Source organism: Streptomyces sp. NPDC002868, assembly GCF_055563295.1.
Map to the genome: position 1 here is coordinate 250,888 of NZ_JBVHDR010000011.1, position 18,706 is coordinate 269,593.

Annotated in this window: 20 protein-coding genes, 1 tRNA gene and 1 pseudogene; 13 read left to right on the forward strand and 9 right to left on the reverse strand. The window is 67.6% G+C overall.

What is annotated here, in order from left to right; translation table 11 throughout:
• Window positions 1-21: 21 nt before the first annotated feature.
• The 7 genes from ACZ3H8_RS29675 to ACZ3H8_RS29705 all read right to left on the reverse strand — a co-directional run bounded on the left by ACZ3H8_RS29675 (window position 22) and on the right by ACZ3H8_RS29705 (window position 8,621).
• A complete protein-coding gene (locus ACZ3H8_RS29675; RefSeq protein ID WP_467407131.1) occupies window positions 22-1,890 on the reverse strand; it encodes an MMPL family transporter in 1,869 nt (622 codons plus the stop codon).
• Between the two features lie 11 nt (window positions 1,891-1,901).
• Window positions 1,902-2,120 carry a hypothetical protein gene (locus tag ACZ3H8_RS29680; protein WP_467407134.1) on the reverse strand — a complete coding sequence of 73 codons (219 nt, stop codon included), beginning with the start codon at window positions 2,118-2,120 and terminating at the stop codon, window positions 1,902-1,904.
• Window positions 2,121-3,191: 1,071 nt separating this feature from the next.
• Window positions 3,192-3,842: a hypothetical protein gene (locus ACZ3H8_RS29685; RefSeq protein ID WP_467407135.1), complete on the reverse strand. Its 651-nt coding sequence runs from the start codon at window positions 3,840-3,842 to the stop codon at window positions 3,192-3,194.
• A gap of 984 nt (window positions 3,843-4,826) precedes the next feature.
• A complete protein-coding gene (locus ACZ3H8_RS29690) occupies window positions 4,827-5,288 on the reverse strand; it encodes a PPC domain-containing DNA-binding protein (RefSeq protein ID WP_467407137.1) in 462 nt (153 codons plus the stop codon).
• A 28-nt stretch (window positions 5,289-5,316) separates the two neighbouring features.
• On the reverse strand, window positions 5,317-6,297 hold the full coding sequence (locus ACZ3H8_RS29695) for an asparaginase (protein WP_467407139.1): 981 nt from the start codon (window positions 6,295-6,297) through the stop codon (window positions 5,317-5,319).
• A 35-nt stretch (window positions 6,298-6,332) separates the two neighbouring features.
• Window positions 6,333-8,027, reverse strand: coding sequence for a helix-turn-helix domain-containing protein (locus ACZ3H8_RS29700; protein WP_467407141.1), 1,695 nt, complete (start codon window positions 8,025-8,027; stop codon window positions 6,333-6,335).
• A 213-nt stretch (window positions 8,028-8,240) separates the two neighbouring features.
• Window positions 8,241-8,621 (reverse strand): GntR family transcriptional regulator, encoded by a 381-nt coding sequence (locus tag ACZ3H8_RS29705; protein ID WP_467407144.1) that lies wholly within the window; start codon window positions 8,619-8,621, stop codon window positions 8,241-8,243.
• Window positions 8,622-8,765: 144 nt separating this feature from the next.
• Here ACZ3H8_RS29705 and ACZ3H8_RS29710 point away from each other — a divergent pair, with 144 nt between their 5' ends.
• The 13 genes and pseudogenes from ACZ3H8_RS29710 to ACZ3H8_RS29770 all read left to right on the forward strand — a co-directional run bounded on the left by ACZ3H8_RS29710 (window position 8,766) and on the right by ACZ3H8_RS29770 (window position 17,368).
• Entirely contained in the window at window positions 8,766-9,107 is a 342-nt protein-coding gene (locus ACZ3H8_RS29710) for an SCO3933 family regulatory protein (RefSeq protein WP_467407146.1), read from the forward strand.
• A gap of 8 nt (window positions 9,108-9,115) precedes the next feature.
• The gene (locus ACZ3H8_RS29715; protein WP_467407149.1) at window positions 9,116-10,465 is read left to right on the forward strand and encodes an FtsK/SpoIIIE domain-containing protein; all 1,350 of its coding nucleotides are present in this window, start codon (window positions 9,116-9,118) and stop codon (window positions 10,463-10,465) included.
• 77 nt (window positions 10,466-10,542) lie between these two features.
• Window positions 10,543-10,725: a hypothetical protein gene (locus tag ACZ3H8_RS29720; protein WP_467407151.1), complete on the forward strand. Its 183-nt coding sequence runs from the start codon at window positions 10,543-10,545 to the stop codon at window positions 10,723-10,725.
• Between the two features lie 81 nt (window positions 10,726-10,806).
• The gene (locus ACZ3H8_RS29725; protein WP_467407153.1) at window positions 10,807-11,478 is read left to right on the forward strand and encodes a DUF2637 domain-containing protein; all 672 of its coding nucleotides are present in this window, start codon (window positions 10,807-10,809) and stop codon (window positions 11,476-11,478) included.
• A gap of 6 nt (window positions 11,479-11,484) precedes the next feature.
• Window positions 11,485-11,679, forward strand: coding sequence for a hypothetical protein (locus ACZ3H8_RS29730; protein WP_467407155.1), 195 nt, complete (start codon window positions 11,485-11,487; stop codon window positions 11,677-11,679).
• Window positions 11,680-11,702: 23 nt separating this feature from the next.
• Window positions 11,703-12,011, forward strand: a complete 309-nt coding sequence (locus ACZ3H8_RS29735; RefSeq protein ID WP_467407157.1) for a hypothetical protein — start codon at window positions 11,703-11,705, stop codon at window positions 12,009-12,011.
• Between the two features lie 91 nt (window positions 12,012-12,102).
• Entirely contained in the window at window positions 12,103-12,297 is a 195-nt protein-coding gene (locus ACZ3H8_RS29740) for a hypothetical protein (protein ID WP_467407160.1), read from the forward strand.
• 5 nt (window positions 12,298-12,302) lie between these two features.
• Window positions 12,303-13,835, forward strand: coding sequence for a DNA cytosine methyltransferase (locus ACZ3H8_RS29745; protein ID WP_467407162.1), 1,533 nt, complete (start codon window positions 12,303-12,305; stop codon window positions 13,833-13,835).
• On the forward strand, window positions 13,832-14,149 hold the full coding sequence (locus ACZ3H8_RS29750; RefSeq protein WP_467407164.1) for a hypothetical protein: 318 nt from the start codon (window positions 13,832-13,834) through the stop codon (window positions 14,147-14,149). Before ACZ3H8_RS29745 ends, ACZ3H8_RS29750 begins: the two co-directional genes overlap by 4 nt.
• Window positions 14,146-14,577 (forward strand): ASCH domain-containing protein, encoded by a 432-nt coding sequence (locus ACZ3H8_RS29755; RefSeq protein ID WP_467407167.1) that lies wholly within the window; start codon window positions 14,146-14,148, stop codon window positions 14,575-14,577. The genes ACZ3H8_RS29750 and ACZ3H8_RS29755 overlap by 4 nt, the downstream gene beginning before the upstream one ends.
• Window positions 14,552-15,948: pseudogene (gene repSA, locus ACZ3H8_RS29760) on the forward strand (replication initiator protein RepSA). The gene ACZ3H8_RS29755 and the pseudogene repSA overlap by 26 nt, the downstream one beginning before the upstream one ends.
• Window positions 15,933-16,142, forward strand: a complete 210-nt coding sequence (locus tag ACZ3H8_RS29765) for an excisionase family DNA-binding protein (protein ID WP_467407169.1) — start codon at window positions 15,933-15,935, stop codon at window positions 16,140-16,142. The pseudogene repSA and the gene ACZ3H8_RS29765 overlap by 16 nt, the downstream one beginning before the upstream one ends.
• Window positions 16,130-17,368, forward strand: coding sequence for a site-specific integrase (locus tag ACZ3H8_RS29770; RefSeq protein ID WP_467407171.1), 1,239 nt, complete (start codon window positions 16,130-16,132; stop codon window positions 17,366-17,368). The genes ACZ3H8_RS29765 and ACZ3H8_RS29770 overlap by 13 nt, the downstream gene beginning before the upstream one ends.
• Before the next feature lie 73 nt (window positions 17,369-17,441).
• On the opposite strand, the gene ACZ3H8_RS29775 is transcribed toward ACZ3H8_RS29770, so the two are convergent.
• Both ACZ3H8_RS29775 and sepX read right to left on the reverse strand, forming a co-directional pair.
• Window positions 17,442-17,515: transfer RNA gene (locus tag ACZ3H8_RS29775), tRNA-Ala, on the reverse strand.
• 80 nt (window positions 17,516-17,595) lie between these two features.
• Window positions 17,596-18,687, reverse strand: a complete 1,092-nt coding sequence (gene sepX, locus ACZ3H8_RS29780) for a divisome protein SepX/GlpR (RefSeq protein ID WP_467407174.1) — start codon at window positions 18,685-18,687, stop codon at window positions 17,596-17,598.
• Window positions 18,688-18,706 lie beyond the last annotated feature (19 nt).

Consider the following 18,706-nt stretch of genomic DNA (forward strand, 5'->3'; position numbering starts at 1 on the left):
ACTCGGGCCGGCGGGGGCCGCTCAGCCCCCGCCGCCCCGGGGCGCGGCCGCAGTCTCGTGCACGCCCTCGGTGTCCACGTGGGGCAGGATCCGGTCCAGCCACCGCGGCGTCCACCAGGCGGCCCGGCCGAGCAGCGTCATCACCGCCGGCACCAGCAGCAGCCGCACCACGGTCGCGTCGATCAGCACGCTCACGGCAAGGCCGAGCCCGAGCATCTTCACCACGATGCTGTCGCTGATGATGAAGGCGGCGAAGACGCTGACCATGATCAGCGCAGCACAGGTGATCACCAGCGCGGTGATCTCCAGCGCGTGCGCGACGCTCGCCTTCGGGTCGCCGGTGCGCAGCCACGCCTCATGAACGCGGGAGAGCAGGAAGATCTCGTAGTCCATGCTCAGACCGAAGACGATCGCGAACATCATCATCGGCACATAGCTCTCCACGGGCACCTTGCCCGACACCCCCAGCGCCGGGCCGCCCCAGCCCCACTGGAAGACGGCCACCACGACTCCGTACGAGGCCGCGATGGAAAGGACGTTGAGCACCGCCGCCTTGACCGCGACCAGCACTCCGCGGAAGACGATCAGGATGATGACGAAGGCGAGAGCGACCACCACGGCGATGATCAGGGGCAGCCGACTGGAGACGATGTCCAGGAAGTCGACCTGGGCGGCGGTCGTGCCGGTCACATAGCCGTGGGCGGAGGTGCCGGAGACGGCCTGCGGCAGGATGTCGTCGACCAGCCGGTTGACCAGCTTTGTGGTGTCCTCGTCCTGCGGCGCCTGCTGCGAATAGGCGGTCGCGACCAGTACGTCCCCGTCCTGAGTCGGCTTCAGCGGCGTGATCGTGGCGGCTCCCGGCACATTGGTGAGCGCCTGCTGGGCCTGCGAGGAGAGCGCCGCCCGGTCGGCCGCCGCCACCGGCGTCTGGTCGATGACGAGGGTCATCGGCCCGTTGGAGCCCGGCCCGAAGGCCTCGGACATCAGGTCGAACGCCCGCCGGTCGGTGAAGGACTTCGGGTCGGCGCCGTCCCCGATATGGCCGAGCTGGATGGAGAACAGCGGGATGGCGAGCACCGCGATGGCGGCCACCCCGCCGGCCAGGAACTGCCACGGCCGGCGCTGGACGCGCCGCGCGTACCGGTGCCAGGTTCCGTGCGCCTCCTCACCCGGCTGGGCGTCCGTCTCCGCGATCGGCTTGCGCACCCGGTACTTGTCGATCCGCCGGCCGATCAGCCCCAGCAGGGCGGGCACCAGCGTGAGCGCGCCGATGACCGCCGTGACCACGGTGACGGCGGCGGCCACCCCGAGTTTGGAGATGAAGCTGACCCCGGAGACGGACAGTCCGGCCAGGGCGATGATGACCGTGCATCCGGAGACGAGCACCGCCCGTCCGCTGGTGGCCACCGCCTGGCCGGCCGCGTTCACCGGGTCCGCGCCGTCCATGAGGTTCTGCCGGTGCCGAGTGATCAGGAACAGCGCGTAGTCGATACCAACGCCGAGGCCGATCATGGTGGCCAGCGTGGGTGAGACCGTCGCGAAGGTGAACACGGCGGCGATCATCCCGAGCAGCGCAAGCCCGCAGATCACGCTGATCAGCGCCGTCAGCAGCGGCACACCGGCGGCGAGCACACTGCCGAAGCCGACCAGCAGGACCACGATCGCCACGGCGAAGCCGATCACCTCACTGGTCCGGTCGTCGGCCGGGGGCCGGGCCAGCTCACCCAGCGGACCGCCGTACTCCACATCCACTCCGGCGGCCCGCAGCGGCTGGACCGCCTTGTCCACCCCGTCGAGATACGACTCCTCAAGGGTGGAGGGCTGCTTGTCGAAGCGGACCGTGATGTACTGCCTCATTTCGCCCAGCCCGCACGCCGCCTCGGCTACCAACTCGTCCTGGACTACAAGAAGGAACAGCGCGGCATCCAGGGCACGTACCAGGCGCCCTGCTCGTTGACGGATCCCTGGCCTGCCCCGCCATGCCCACCGTCCTCGCCAACGCCACCACTGGGCTCGACGACAAAGCCGTACGCGAGATCGACGACAACACCCGACTCCGCGAACGGATCACCGCCCGCGAGCCGCCTGCCGTGGCCTGCCCCCGCTTCAACCAAGTCCACCACGTCCCCGCCCCGCGGCCGGCCGTCGTGGACCTCACCAACCGGCGGGCCACCGCCGCACACACCACGGCCAAACCCACCGTCCCGATGGCCCACGCTGAACGCCTGCCCCCCTGCCCGAGAACGAACTGCCGCGAATCTGCCAGCGGCCCACCATCACCGTCCGTCCCGGCGACCTCGGAAAACTCGACAAGTTCCGGCAGAGCCGGCATTACCTTCACCCCAGCTGGCAGAACGCCTACCGGCCGGGCCGGGCAAACATCGAAGGTCTCAACGGCAGGCTGAAGGGGCACGGCATCGACATCGCCGACCCCAGGAAGCGACTCGCTCACGGCCGCGTCGCGCAGACCATCCTGCTCGCCCTGATGATCTGCAGCAGCAACCTGGCCGCTCCAACGCCACTGGTCGCGACCGGGCTTCCCGCACCCGCTCGGCCGCCAGCCCGCACGAATACCTGACACCCCAGCACGTTGAACCGGATACGCGCGCGTCCAGCGATGGCCCCGGCACCTCCCACGCACCCGAACCACCCCGAACCCCAGGCCAATGTCTGCCAGGCAACCGCCCCCGGCCCCGCCCGCGTTCGGACACCACCTCGAACAGACCCCGGAAACGCCGAGATCCCGCCCGATCTAAGTGATCGGACGGGATCTCGTGAACTCTCCCTGAGCTGACTCAAGAACAGTCGTTGTTGTGGACCTGTGGGGATTTGAACCCCAGACCCCCTCGATGCGAACTATGGGCTGAACGGTTACTGAGGTCGTCTCCGCTGTTTACTCGGCCGCTGGGGGTCGGTGTGGGTCGGCGACGGTTGCTGTGGTTGCTGTACTTCGCTGCTGTACGGCTCGCCCGTAACCGTGCGGCCGAAGCGTGTATGAGCGGTCTATGGCCATGGCCGCTTGATCGCCAACGGTCCGCGACTGCTCAATAGCCGGGAGGCCTCGTTCGTTGCACCCCACACCAGCTCGATCCGCTGGGTCACTCGATCAGGTGCCGAGTTGAGAGGCTCAGTGTGACGGCCTGCCGACAGACCGGCAGGCCGTCACAGAGTCCACCGGCCGAGGCCGCTGTCTACGGCGCGACCCACTCCGCCTGGAGCTGCGGAGCAGCGACTTTGCCTCCCAAAAAGGCGACCGAGGTGGCGTCGCTTCCGGTGTTCTGGACGGCGATGAGGGAGATCACGTCACCGGCATTCAGCTGAACAATCGTGGACACCTCCTGCGAATTTCCAAAATTGTCACTGATGTCTGCGGTGTCCTGCTCGTCGAAGGCGAAGATACTGCCGTTGACCAGAATGATTAGCTCACGGAAACTCTCCGCAGTCGGAGTGTAGTTCCAGAGAAGCCTTCCCTTGAGGAGGTAGCGCCCGGGAGTGTTGACCACCAGAGTGTCGGACGCGTCATCGAACATCGTGTCCGTGTCGTAGTCGGCGCCGTCGAAAGCGATCTGGGTGACGACGCCGGTCGGGATGGTCTGGTTGCTTGTGGCGAAGATACTCGCGCCGACATTGACCGTGGGCCCGGTCGCCCCGGTCGGTCCCGTCGCGCCGGTTGCACCCGTCGCGCCGGTCGGACCAGCGGGACCGGTGGCACCCGTCGCCCCGGTCGCACCCGTCGGGCCCGTCCCTCCCTTGCAACGGTCCCTGTCGCCGAGGATCGACACGCCCTCGCACTTATCGTCTCCGCCGCCCGGGCCGCTCGACGCGCTCACGCGTTCGCCCATGCTCTGAGCCGCGGCCGCGACTGGACTGACCACCCCGGCGGCCAGGACCAGCGCGAGCGAGACGATCGTGCCGCGGGCCTTCCACTTGTCTCGACGGGGCACAGGTCCCAGCGGGGACCTTGCCCTGATGTCAGGACTCATGTATTTGCTCCCTGTTTCAATCGGTTTGTCCGAACCAGGGGTGAGCTTGACCCGTGGGCAGCCGATCGATCGTCTCGCTCGACAGGAACGCGCCGATTGTCAGCAGATCGGTGTAATCTCCCTGTCCAGATGGGGTGCCTTTCGCCCGCCGATACGCGCTCAGGGGTGCACGGCCAATCGGGCTGAGCGTCCAACTTCGTGAGGTCGGTGGAACGGCTTTGGCCGGTGTCCTGCCCGGTTTGGGGTCGTGCATGATCAGGGGGCCGTACGCTTGCCAGCTACTCGGGCAGGTTTCACCCCTGCCCGCAATGTGTCCGAGTGGCCCCCTGGTCTTGCTCGACGCGGGACCCGAATCGGGGAGTGTGGGTAAAGCCGTTCCGCCGACCGTCCCCACCCCCGGCCTGGTCTTTTCGCCCCCTTGTGGGCGCGGGCGGGCGACGACGTGCGGCCCCGGTGGCGCAGACATTGAGGGGCAAGCGCGGCGGCGTCCGGCCGGCGCCGCCGCACTCCGTGCGGCACTCTCTGATCTCTGATCAGACTGCTACCGCAGTTCAGGAGGCCGGGAAAGCAGACGCCCCAAGCGTCAACTGTGGTGTTCTCCCGAGCTTCCGCCCGCTCTCCGGTGCTCTGGGTGCCCTGGTGTCTTTGCAGCCTTCTGGGGCCACTCGGGCGCATGGCGGGCATGGGGCAGAGCCGGGCCCGTTGTGGCTGTGCTGCGTGACGGCGGCTGGGCTGGCAATGATCCCGCTCGCTGGCCGAACACCGGTCGGGCAGCGAGCGAAGCGAGCACTTGATGACGTAGGGAAACTCTGTCCGCGCTGCTGCTGCGGCAGCGTGTGCAGCTCATGCACCGAAGGTCAGCAGCGGGACGTTGTAGAGGTCCGGATTCTGCGGACGGGTCATGACCGGTGAGATCACCTCGACCACGAGCATCTCGACAAGGAATTGCACCTGGGCGTTGAGCAGATGACTCGTGTGTCCGTTGGCTGAGCGGGCCTTCTCTCCGAGTGACGTATGGATGTGCGGCAGCACGGTGTCCGTCTCGGCGTCGTACGCGAGAGTTCCGCATCCCATCGCCTCGACCCCGGCCAAGTGGACCTTGCTCCACACTGGGGCCTCTGGGTCTTCCAACTTCTCGCACGCGCCGACGATCTCGGCCTCGGCGAAGCCCGCGATGAACATGGGGATGTATCCGTGCCGAACGCCGTTGCTGCGGCAGAACTCCGCGAGCGTGGGAAAGAAGTCGTCGCCGTGGTCGAAGGCCACCCCGAAGGTTCGGCCGGTGGTCAACTCGTAGCTGCGCAAGACAGTCCTCTCGGGATGTAGGCCTCGGTCAGTGGATGCGGCTGAGATGCTCTGCGATCTCGCTGTGATCGGCACCGTGCATCAACAGGAGCTGGAGAAGAATCCGCGCCTTGATCGGCCCGAGAGTGTTGGCCGCGAGGAGCCCACGGGCCAGCAGATCGGCTTCCGATCCGGAGAATCCGTAAGTATCGGTCAGGACAGGTCCGGCCCCGGTGCGCGTCGCCAGGATCACCGGCATCTCCTTGGCAAGGTCTGCCAGCGCATCGACGCACCCCATAGGAACGTGCCCGGCGCCGAACGCGGCAACAACCAAGCCATCGACCTGCGCTCCGATGGCACGCAGTACGACCCCATCATCTCCGAGTCCGATCAGCGCCACCGCAGTCCGGGCATCGTTGCTGAGTCGCTCGCGCGGGATCTTCGGCTCTTCGGTCGGCTGGCTCCAGATCCGTACTCGGTCCTCGGCAACGTAGCCAATCGGTCCTGGGTAGGACGTGAACGCCGTAGGGCTGGTGGCGTGAGCCTTGCGTACCCAACGAGCAGCGTGGATCTCCTCGCCGAACACGACCACGGCCCCGGTCCCCCGGGCCTCGATGCTGGCAGCGACACGGACGGAAGCAAGCACATTGGCCGGCCCGTCGGCGCCCGCCATGCTCGCGTTGCGCATCGCCCCTGTGACAACGATCGGCATCTCGGCTGAGTACACGAGGTCGATCAGGTACGAGGTCTCTTCGATGGTGTCCGTGCCCTGCGTGATCACCACGCCGTCCACATCGAGCGCTTCGATTTCCTCGACGAGATCGAGTAGGTCGCGGAAGGCCAGTGATGCACCGGGCAGTCGTCGGAAGTCGTGGACCTCGATCGCGACACCTGTCTCGGCGAGACCTGGTACGGCTGCCACGAGATCACCGGCTGAGAGCGTCGGGGTCGCACCGCCCGCATCCTGCGAGGTCATCGCGATGGTGCCACCGAGTGAGAACACTGCAACGCGTCGACGCGTGTCCGTCATCTGAGCCTTCCCCTTTCTGGTTTGCGGCTTGCAGGCTAGCTGTCGATCGGCAATGCACCGACGTACGAACAGGCCGCATCAAGGCCGGCTGCTGATACGAGTCGGCTTCGGGACTGGATCAGGCCCGATGTCCCGTACTTACCGAGCTGGGCGCATCGATGGACCAGCCAGGTCCAAGGAAGATCGAGGTAGTGAGCCAGTGCGCGCAGACGTTCCGCTGCCGTTGGCGCCTCGATGATCGAATCTGCTGCAACATCGCCTGCGGCATTGGTGAATGCACGGACGATCGATGTCCGTCCGGTCACGTCGACATGCCACATGCCGTCGCCTCGAACCCAGTTGGCGATGATCGCCTCCTTGTTGGGCGAGACAACGAACCCTTCGACGGCTTCGTATGACGCATCCGTGGTGAACTGCGCATGGATGCCGAGAGACTCCATGAGCGCCACAGCCAGGAAGAGCAAGATCCGCTCATGTCGGGGTGAAGCTTGAACGATGGCCTCGGGCACGCAGAACGCTCGTGTGCTCGGCCCTCCAAGTGCCTGGGTCGTCGCTTGAAGGTACGGGTACTTGTGGTCGAAGATCAGCCACGCACTGGCTTCCTCGCCACGCTGCTCTCGGGTCCAGAACGCCGGTAGCTCCGGCAGGTCGGGCAACGCCTTGAGGATGTGGCGCGCGCAGAAGTCCGATCCGAGCCACATGTGGGCAACGGAGTTGAGTCCCGGCGCGGCTTCCCGGCTTACGGCTGACGAGGACAGACGGTCGTACCGTTCGAGATCGGTCCGCGTCTCGGCCAAGTCCTGATCGTCTGCCTGCAATGCATCGTCGTAGTTGGAGACAGCCCAGAGGATGCCGTAGGTCAGATCGTCCAGCTCGTAGGCAAGGGGTGCAGTGACCTCTTGAATGCCTGCGGTGCGGCTCAGGCGCCCTCGGGCGTTCCGGCCGTCGAGCAGATAGAACTGGGGCGAATCGTCGTTGCCCGCAGCTCCAATGAGCAGGCCACGTCCGGGGCGGTCCAAGAAGCTGCCGGCGCGGCGTGGGTCGGGGATGGAGACGAGTGCCCGGCCGCCATCGATCCGAGCGGGGTGCAGTTGCAGCGGGATGTTGGCACCGAGCACTGAGCGTCCCCCCGGCATGAGGGCAGTCCAGTCGACTCCGAAGTCGGGCACTGGGCGGGAGAGTCGTAGGTCGGGCCAGTTCGAGGTCACCATTCTGGCGAACCCGAAGGGATCATCCGCTGCGCTCACCCCGGGAGAGAGACCGTTTAGACCGGCGGCCCCGCTGGCAGTCCCTTGGCTGAGTAATGCGGCAGCACTGCCCACGAGGAACGATCGTCGATTGACCTCGGCCCACACGTTGCCCTCCTCATCTATCCGCAGCTTCATCGTGCCTGCGGAGAGGGCGCCCTGGAGATCGAGAGAGGAAGTGTCCACATGGTTTGACTGCTTGGCTGACCGTGTGCGCCCGTCAAGACGCTGGGCGTCTGCAAGATCCCATAGCCGAGTCAAGATTCCGCCAGTGCCAAGGACTTCGTCGCAGCCCTCAACTACTTCCCGTGATGGAAAGCGCTTTGCGCCCTCTACCTTGCTTAACGTGTCGCCGCTGGTGAAGACTCGCGCGCCAACCTCGTCCTGCGACAGTCCGCGAACCTGGCGCCAGTGCCGAAGTTCCGCGCCGAGAAGATCCTGAGCGGACTTGGTAGGAGTGAGCTTTCGGGGCTCCTGGGCCAAGATTCATCCCTCCCGTGTGGACAGTTACCCGGCCGATCTCGTGTCCACATCCGGTCCATGGCGATGTTGCGACTACTGAGCGTCAATGGATGCAAGCCCGCTAGCCAGGGGCAGAGCCTCCAGAGACGGAGTGGTTAGCAATGACACGGACCCAAGATCAGAGACAGGCCCTGCTCCGCCGGATGAGTGACATCCGAGCAGAATTGGATGAACTTACTTGCCGGATCGGTCAGTTCGAGAGCGCTTTGGGAACACGGCGGCTTCGATCGCAGCCATTCGACCTGAAAGATCCTGGATCGCGCTCTGGATCTCACCGAGTTGGGCGGCAAGCGCATCGTCGTCGACGCCTTCCGGCTGCTGATCCTGGCCGGCGGGGCGGACGAACACCCCCTTCCCTTGTTGCCCAATGACGAGACCCTCGGTGCGAAGAACGCTGATCGCGGCCTTGACGACGCTTGCTGAAACTCCGTACTGCCGACCGAGTTCCGCAGTCGACGGAAGCGGCTCCTCGGGCGTCAACAGGCCCTGCTGAATCTGCTCGCGCAGGTTCCCGGCGATCTGGAGATAAGCCGGTACGCCGGACTTCTTGATCATGTCCACTCTCTTCGCGGTCGTCACAGAATCCAGCTTCGCGGCAACTCGCCCAACTAGGCAAGCCAAGAACGCCTTGACAACTAGGTATGCCAAGCCGACTATGTATGTACCGCAACATCCCTCGATCCCTTCAGGAGGCAAGCCATGCGCAGGATCCCCGTGAAAACCGAAGCCATGACCGTGATGCTCATCCAGGCTCCAGAGAAGAAGCTCAAGAACCGGGAGACCGGTGAGGTCGCGGTCGACAAGCAGGGCAAGGTGCAGTTCAACGTGAACGTGGCCGTGGTCGTGGATGGCCGACCGGACGCGGTGACCGTCGTGGTGACCGAGGACGGTGTTCAGCCGGACCTGTTCCCCGGCATGCCGGTAGCTCTGCCCGGTCTGTTCGCCACCCCGTGGGAGAACGACTTCGGGCACGGCATCAGCTTCAAGGCGACCGCGGTGATGGCCGCGCAGGTTCCGGCGGCTGCGAATGGCCAGGGCTGATCGCCGTGATGGAACTGCTGCTGTTCATAGGCGCGTTAGTGGTCTTCGCGCTGATCGTTCGGGTCAAGGCTCCGGCCGTGTACTGGGTGCTGTTCGGTCTTCCGGCCGCGCTGTACCGGATCCTCTCCTCCTACCGTCCGACGATGGAGGCGTGTGAGCTGACGGTCGATCCGCCGTGGTGGAAGGTCTTCGCCAAGAAGCTGTCCGCCGGTGAGCAGCAGGCCCGTCCCGGTGTTCCGAAGCTGCGCGGTATCCGCCCGACCCGTACCGGTCTGGTGCTTCGTCTGCGGCTTGCTGCGGGCCTGGCCCCGGACGATGTGGTCAAGTCGGCCGAGCGGCTGCGGCACGCGTGGGGTGTGTACTCGGTGCACGTCTTCGAGATCAAGCCGGGTGTGGTCGATCTGCGGATGACCGGCTTCGACATCCTCGACCACGTGCGGATGCCGCGCCGTCTGGCTGCGGGACCGCTGTCCGCGACGGTCGCTCTGCGGGAGGACGGCCGCCCCTACGTGCGCAGCTACCAGCAGATCCCGCACGGCCTCACCCTGGGTGCGAACCACTCGGGCAAGTCGATGCATCAACGCTGCCTGATCAAGGCTCTCGCGCCGCAGAGCGTCGCCCTGGTCGGGATCGACTGCAAGCGCGGCGTGGAACAGGGCCCCTTCGCTCCGCGACTGTCGGCACTGGCGACTACTCCGGACCAGGCCGAGGGACTGCTGGACGCGTTGGTCGCGGAGATGGAAGACCGCTTCGACCTGCTGTGCCTGCACCAGGGCATCGCCCCGGGCACGGCGCTGGAAGACATCACCTCCGACATCTGGGGCCTTCCCAAGCACCTGCGCCCCATCCCGATCGTCGTCCTGATCGATGAGATCGCCGAACTGTTCTTGATCGCCTCCAAGGCAGACACGGCCCGCCGGGACCACATGGTCACCCAACTCGTCCGCCTCGCACAGCTGGCCCGCGCAATCGGCATCTACCTCGAGGTGTGCGGGCAGCGCTTCGGCTCCGAACTCGGCAAGGGCGCAACCGCGCTGCGGGCCCAGCTCACCGGCCGCGTGGTGCATCGCTGCAACGACAAGCAGACCGCCGAAATGGGTCTGGCCGACGTCAACGAACTCGCGGTCGCCGCTGCGACCAGCATCGCCCCCGAGCGGGCTGGGACCGCGATCGTCGGTGACTCCTCCGGCAACTGGACGCGCATCCGCACACCGAAGACATCGCTGGGTGAAGTCGCCGCGGTATGCCGCGAGTTTGCGCACCTCACGCCGCAGATTCCGGCCCTGGACCCGTTCCGCCCACAGGCCGCGATCCCCGCCCCGGCGGCCGTACCGATCGCTGCTGCGAGCACCCAGTAGTTCCTCGCTCCACACGGTCGGCGTGACCGCTTCGCGCCAGGTCCCTACCCCTGCCATGCCAGAAAGGAGAACCCCCTGTGACGGCACCCAAGCGCACCGCCCGCCGAACGGCGAAGAGCAAGCCCAAGCCGTGTCCCGACTGCACGACCGGTCAGGTCTCCGAGGCCTTCAAGGTCGGCACCCGCAGCAAGCGCGAGAGCACCGACCGGCAGGAAGCCCTCTGCCTGACCTGCTTCGGCACCGGCAATGTCCCCAACTGATCCCCGCCGGGACCGGGCGGCAGGACCTGCGAGCCCCGCCCGGTCCCGGCCCCAACTCCCTTGTGAAGGAGGTGAAGACCCGTGAGCCGCAAGATCCGCCTGGACGCCGTACTGGTGCAAGCCGTGATCGCAGGGGCGCTGTCCTTCGCCCACCTGCATGACATCGCTGTCGCCGCGGGACAGGACGGCTGGAAAGCCTGGGCCTACCCGGTCTCCGTGGATCTGCTGCTGGTCGCTGCTTGGCGACGCCTGCGCATCCTTCGCGCAGCGGGGGAGCCCGCGCGTGCTGCATGGACTTGGTTCGCCGTCGCACTGGCTGCGTCGCTGGGCGCGAATGTCGCCACCGCGGGACTGCTCGACCTGCACAACGTTCCGGCCTGGCTGCGGATTCTGGTGGCCGGCTGGCCCGCGCTCGCGTTCCTCGGCGGCACCCTGCTCGTCCACACTCCCGCCCACCAGGCAACCGACACGGCTCCTGCCCCGGTTGCTGAACCGGCTGCGGATGTTGCGCTCACCCGCGATACACCTGCCCCGGTCCCGGCATCCGAGCCCGAGCCTGAGATCGAACCGGTTCTGGCGCTGCCGCCCGCCGCCCCGGTACCGGCCGCGCTTGTTGCGCACGCCCGGAAGATCGCCGACGCGCACCGCACCGCCACCGGCACTCCGATCGATCCCGACACCTTGCGCGCCCGTCTCGGCGTGCCCGGGTCGATGGCCGATGCCCTCGCTCTCCAGCTCACCGGAAAGGACTGACCGGCTGTGAATGTCGAACTGCCGCTGATCGCCGTGGTCGCCCTCTTCGGCTACTTCGGAATCAAGATGCTGCGCCCGCCGACCTGGCTGATCGTCGTGCTGCTCCTCGGCGGCTTCCTGCTCGCTGACACGTTCTTGGCCCCGGCGATCGAGTCCGGCACCAAGGCCGGTGTCGACGTCGTCAACGGCACCACCAAGTGACCTGACCGGAAGGGAGAACCACCGTGATACGCCCCGATGCACAGCTCCGTGCCGGACATGTCCCGGCCGACCTGATCCCCCCGGGCACCGACCCCCGGTCCGTGGTCATCGTCCACACCACGCCCCGCTCCTGGACCGGCCCGGTGGTCTTGATCCTCGTCGCCTCGGTCGGCGTCTGCGGCCTGGTCTATATCACCACCGTCGCCGTGCTGTCCCTGGTGCAAGTCGCTGCGACTACCGCAGTAGCGATCAAGGCAGCCGTTCCGACCCTGATCAGCGGGGGCGGACTGATCACGCTCGCCCTCAAGGTCCCCAAAAAGCCCAGTAAGTGACCGGCCCTCCGGGCGGCCTCAACCGCCAAGTATCCGCCGCCCGGACGGACCGACCCCTACCCGATCACTGAAACCGGAAGGAACTTCCATCATGCCCGACCGCCCTGCGCCGACCGATCGGATCTGCCCGAACTGCGACGGCTTCCCGTCCGTCGCCGTCACCCTCGGCGGCCGCGACCGCTCCGGACACCTGCGCACCATCACCGCGCACTGCCCGGCCTGCCACGGCACCGGCACCGCACCCCTCTGGCTCGTCACCACGCGCATCTCTGCGGCGGGGCGGTGACCGGGGTGCTGACCTACATCGACTTCTTCGCCGGGGTCGGCGGCTCCTCCCTCGGCTCCGCCACCGTTCCCGGCGTCCGGCCGGTGCTGGCGGCGAATCACTGGGACCGGGCCATTGCCTCGCACTCCGCGAACTTCCCCGACGTCGACCACTTCCAAGGCGACCTGCACGACGCGGACGTGGCCCGCTTCCCGGCCGCTGATCTGTTCTGGGCTTCTCCGGAGTGCCCGCAGTGGTCCAATGCCCGGGGCAAGCGGCGGGACTTCGACAAGCAGCCGGACCTGTTCGGTGAGACGCTGCCCGACCCGGCGGCCGACCGCTCCCGCGCGCTGATGTGGGACGTTCCCCGCTACCTCGACTCCTGCGCACTGCGGGGGCGTCCGGTGCTGGCCGGTGTGGTGGAGAACGTCATCGACGTGCGCGCCTGGGATCTGTGGAACACCTGGCGGGCCGAGATCCGCGCGATCGGCTACGACACCCGCCTGATCGCCTTCAACTCGATGCACGCCCGTCCGGTCCGCACCGTTTTCGCCCCGCAGTCCCGTGACCGCCTCTACCTCGCCTACTGGCACCGCACCCTGGGGCGGGTCCCGGACTGGAACAAGTGGCTGCGCCCGTCCGCCTGGTGCCCTCTCTGCGAGGTGCGCGTGAGTGCGGTGCAGGTGTTCAAGAACCCGCGCCGGGACATGGGCCGCTATCGGCAGCAGTACCTTTACCGCTGCCCCAACGCCCGCTGCCGCAGCTCCATCGTGGAACCTGACGCCCTTCCGGCCGCGACCGCGATCGACTGGACGCTTACGGGCAAGCGCATCGGCGACCGCACCGAACCCCTCGCCGCTGCCACCATGGCCCGCATCCGTGCCGGTCTGGCCAAGTACGGAACGGCGATGCTTGCCCCGGCCGGCGGCACCTGGCGCACCGAACCGACCCCGGTCACCGCACCCATGCCGACCCGCACCACCCGCGCGAACGACGCCTTAGCCATCCCGCCCCTGCTGGTCCCGGTGGAGGGCCGCGACGGCAAGCAGGCAGCACCCGCCACTCTGCCGTTGCGCACGCAGACCGCCCGCAACGAAACCGGCCTGGCCTGGCTGCCGTATGTGATCCCGCTGCGCGGTGGCGGCGACAAGGAACGCGCCCGACCGGTCACCGATCCGCTGGCCACCGTCACCGCCTCAGGCAACCATCACGGCCTGGTCACCGGGCCCGACACCGACGGCGCTCTCCTCGTGCCGTACTACGGCAAGGGCAGCGCACGCCCGGCCAGTGAGCCGGTGGGCACGCTGACCACCCGCGACCGCTACGCCCTGGCCACCAGCACGACCACCGACGTGGAAGACGTGCTGTTCCGGATGCTGGAGCCGTGTGAGATCGGCCGCGCCATGGCCTTCCACGACACCTACACCGTGCTGGGCAACAAGCGCGAGCGTGTCCGGCAGTTCGGCAACGCCGTCACCCCGCCCGTCGCCGAAGTCCTCGTCTCCGCCCTCGTCGAGACCGTCACCGGCAGCCCGCTGGAGAGGCAGGTGTCGGCATGAACGAGATCGAAAGGGAAGCCCTCGGCAGCCAAGCGGCCCTGCTCGCCACGCTGGCCCGCTTTGCCCAGACGCACCCGGACCTTCCCGGCGGCTACATCACCACGAGCAGCATCACGCCCATCAAGGCTCACGTTCTGCTCGATACCGCAAGCGACCTGGAAGCGTGGCGCGAAGCCCTCCACATCGACACCGACGACGTCACCCTCAGCGCGTTGAACCAGCGCACCAAGCTGGAGTTCATCACGCAACTGGGACAGTCGACGGTCGTGGTCTACGCGGTGTTCCCGCTCGACACCGAGGCGGTGAGCGCATGAACACCCCGGCCCCCGCTCCCGAGGTCCTGGCGTTGACGCTGTGGCAGCCCTGGGCGAGTGCGATCGCCTACGGAACCAAGCGGGTCGAGAACCGCTCCTGGCCCACTGAGCACCGGGGCCTGGTCCTCATCCATGCCGGACGCACCATCGACCCGAACGCGAAAGACGCGTCGCTGGCTCGCCCGTTCCTGCGCCGCCCCTTCCCGCGGGGCGCTGTGGTCGCGGTCGCTCGCCTGGAGGGCTGCCATACAGATGACGGCTGGTGCACGCTCTGGTCCGCCCGCGGCCAGTGGCATTGGCGGCTGTCCACTGTCGTCCCGCTCGCCGAGCCGCTGTCGTGGCCTGGTGCGCGTGGTCTGTGGACCCCACCCCCTGGCCTGCTCGCCTCCCCGCTCCTCGTTGATGCGCTGGGGGCTGCCCGTGGCTGACCTGCTGGATCCGACCACCCTGGGCGATCTGCTCAGGGTGGCTTCGGCCCCCGACTTCGACCGTTGGCGCGAGCAGATCCGCAAGACCGGTGGGTGCGCACAGCCCGTCCATCTCACCGGCTGGTCTCTGACCCGCGACAAGAGCACCGGGCAGGTCCTGCACACCTACTCGACGCAGGATGAGCCCGGTGGCCGGATGCGCATCGCCTGCGGCAACCGCCGCGCCTCCCGCTGCGCGCCCTGCGCCTACCTGTACGCCGGGGACGCCTACCGCCTGATCCGCGCGGGCCTGGCAGGCGACGACGCCATGAACATCCCCCCTGCCGTGCGCGAGCGCCCCCGCGTCTTCGCCACACTCACCCCACCGTCGTTCGGCCGCGTGCACAACATCCCCGACTCCGGCCGCTGCCGCTGCGGCACCCGCCACCAGGACGGTGATCCTGCACTCGGCAACGCCCTCGACCCGCAGACGTACGACTACGCGGGCGCGGTGCTGTTCAACAACCTTGCGGGGGAGCTGTGGCACCGGTTCGTCAACCGGCTGCGCCGTGAGATCGCCGCACGTGCCGGACTGACCCAGCGTGAACTCGCCGCCACCATCCGGCTGTCGTACGGGAAGGTCGCAGAGTTCCAGAACCGGGGCGGGATCCACTTCCACGCCGTCATCCGAATCGACGGACCCGAAGGCCCCGACAGCGAACCGCCAGCCTGGGCCACGCTCGACCTGCTCACCGACGCGCTCCGCGAGCCAGAGAGCATCCCTACACCACCGTGACGGTGCCCGCTGTCGCCGGGCAGCCCGCACGTTCGCTGTGCTGGGGCGAGAAGCTCGACGTCCGGCCCATCACGGCGTTCGACAGCGACGACATCACAGAGCAGAAGGTCGCCGCCTACATCGCCAAGTACGCCACCAAAGCAGCCGAGACCACCGGCAGCCTCGACCGCCGCATCGGCGAACTCGCCGAACTCGACCAGCACCGCGTACCCGAACACGCCCGGCGGCTCATTCGCGCCTGCTGGGACCTCGATCCGCTCTACCCGGAACGCAAGCTCTGGGCCTGGGCCCACATGCTCGGCTTCCGCGGCCACTTCCTGACCAAGTCCCGCCGCTACTCCTCGACCTTCGCCGAACGGCGTCAGGTCCGTGCCGACTACCGAGCAGCCGAACAGCGCCAGGCCCTCGAACTGCCCGATCCGGAAACGACCCTCGTCCTCGCCGACTGGCGCTACGCGGGCCACGGCCACACCCCCGGCGAATCCGCCCTCGCCGCGTCCATCGCCGAAGACATCCGCATCAACCGAGAAACCGCCCGCGAAGCCATGCACGACCAACGAGCACAGGAGGGACACGACCTATGCCTCCGGCAGTGATCGAACGGAAGTGGCACAGCACGGCAGAGGTCGCCGAAATGCTCGGCTACGGCCTCTCCAAGACCAAGATGCTGCTCCTCACCGGGCAGATCCGCTCGGTCAAGGATGGCGGTAACCGCCGCATCCTGCCCCGCTGGGTGGATGAGTACGTCGAACGCCGCGCCCTTGAGGCCGAAGGTGGGTGGTCAGCATGAGCGGCAAGCGCGGCAACGGAGAGGGCTCCGTCTACCCGTACAAGAACGGCTTCGCCGCGTACGTCTGGGTGGATACGCCGGAAGGTGAGCGGAAGCGGAAGTACGTCTACGGGCCTACCCGGGCGCTGGTGCACGAGAAGTGGGTGAGGCTTCACTCCGAGGCCAGTAAGGGGCCCGTCGCCACCAGTTCGCCGGCGCTTGCGCAGTACCTCGCGTACTGGCTCAAGAATGTGGTGCATCAGGAGCTGAAGCCCAAGACCGCCGAGACCTACGCGATGCATGCCCGGCTCTACATCGGCCCCGGCCTCGGAGAGAAGCGGCTCGACAAGCTGACGGTTCGTGATGTGCGGGCGTGGGTCAATCGCCTGTCAGAGCAGTGCCAGTGCTGCGCGCAGGGCAAGGACGAGAAGCGTCCTGCTGATGAGCGCAAGTGCTGTGCTGTGGGCCGGTGCTGCGATCAAGTGCTGTCCCGTCGCACGGTGCAGGATGCGCGTGCCGCGCTCCGGTCGGCGCTCACCAATGCCATGACGGAAGAACTGATTACCAAGAACGTCGCCGCACTCGTCAAGGTCCGGTCGGGCAGGAAGCGGAAGCGCGAACCGTGGTCGGTCGAGGAGGCGCGGACGTTCTTGGAAGCTGCGCGGATGGCTGCTGACCCGCTGTACCCGGCGTACGTGCTGATCCTCGTGCTCGGCTTCCGCCGGGGTGAAGTGCTGGGCCTCACCTGGAAGAACGTGGATCTTGCAGTGGGAGAGATCACCGTCGAACACCAACTACAGCGCATCAACCGCCAACTGGTCCATGACGAGACCAAGACCGAGGCGTCGACCGCTACGCTGCCACTGCCGAAGATCTGTGTGACGGCCCTGGATCTCCGCCGGAAGGCGCAGGAGGTCGCCAGGAAGGCCGCGGGGGAGCTGTGGACGGACTCGGACTTCGTCTTCACCACCCGTTACGGCACTCCGATCGAGCCGCGGAACTTCAATCGCGCATTCGCTGCCCGGTCGACCAAGGCGAAGGTACGCAAGATCCGTTTGCACGACACTCGGCATACCTGTGGGTCGCTCCTCGCCGCCCTTGATGTGCACCCGCGCATCGCAATGCAGATCCTCCGGCACAGCAAGATCGCGGTGACGATGGAGGTGTACACCCACATCCCCTCCGAGGCCACGCGCAAGGCTCTTCGGAAGCTGGGCAAGCACCTGGGCGGGGAAGATCAGAGTTAGTTGCTGTACTTCGCTGCTGTACGACGCCCGAGAGCCCCTACCGGACTACTCCGATAGGGGCTCTCAGCTGCGGTGGACCTGTGGGGATTTGAACCCCAGACCCCCTCGATGCGAACGAGGTGCGCTACCAGACTGCGCCACAGGCCCTTGCAACGAGTGAAACTCTAGCATCCCCGCCGGGGTGCTTGGAAATCCGTTCCGGCGCTGGTCACGCGCCGATGGCGGGCTCACTCGTTGGCGGCGCGGGGCCTGTCCTCGTCCGCGTACTGATCGAAGAGCGGGGTGCGTCCGCGCTCGCGCGCACGCCGGGGCGCAGGCGTGCGCCGGCTCGGCGCGGGGTCGGCCGCCGGGGCCGGCCCGGAGGCCGGTTCCGCCGTCGAGGAGCGGGCCGCGCTCCAGGTCTCCGGGTCGCTCACGTCCACGCCGCTCGTGGCGCGCGGGGCCACGGGCGCGGTGACGTACGTCGGCAGCGGGACCGGGACCGGCTCCCAGCTGTCGCCGCGCGCCGGCCCGCGTTCGCGCTGCTGGTCGACCCACTCCGCGTGGTCCGTCTGCTCGACCAGCGCACGGCGGCCTGCCTCCTGCGGGGAGAGGGCACTGCCCGGTTCTGGCTCGGTGCGTCCCGCGGGCTCCTCGTCCGGCTCGGCGGTGGCCGCCGCGTCCGGGTGCCGGCGGGGACGGTTCTCGCGCAGCCGCTGCGCCGCCGCCTCGGCCCGGCGACGGTCCATGGTGAACGCGAAGCGCCGGCGCTCCTTGGCGCGCAGATGGACGATGTACGCGCTGAGAAGTATGGCGGGTACGGCCGGGGCCCAGAGAAAGCGGAGTCCGCCGACCGCGGCGACGATCGCGCCGAGCGTGAACGCGAAGAAGAGGACCACGGTGGTACGTCTGCGGCGGGCCAGGACCTTGGTGCGCCGGGCGCGCTCGGCGGCGGAGCCGTTCGGCCGCGGCCGCGGACGCGGCACCGGGCGTCGCGCCTGGGCCTGGGCCGGGACGGGCGCCTGGCGGGCCGGGATGTCCATCCGGGCTTCGGTACGGGCCGGGGGCGCGGCGAAGGCCCGGACGTCCACGGAACTCAAACGGTCCGTGGAGGCATCCGGGTCTGCCTCGGGCTCAGCCTGCTCGGCGGTGCGTTCCCGCAGCTCCTTGGCGTACCGGCGCTCCATTGCACCGCGTCCGGACAGCAGCCGGATGGCGGTGGAGAAGCGTTCCGTCGGACGGGCTTCATTGAGCTCGTCCTGCCTGCGGAGCCACATCGGCACCAAGTAGGCGGCCCAGGCCCCGACGATGACTGCGTAGATGAGGCCGCTGCTGCTCACGCATCACACCGTAGAGGGA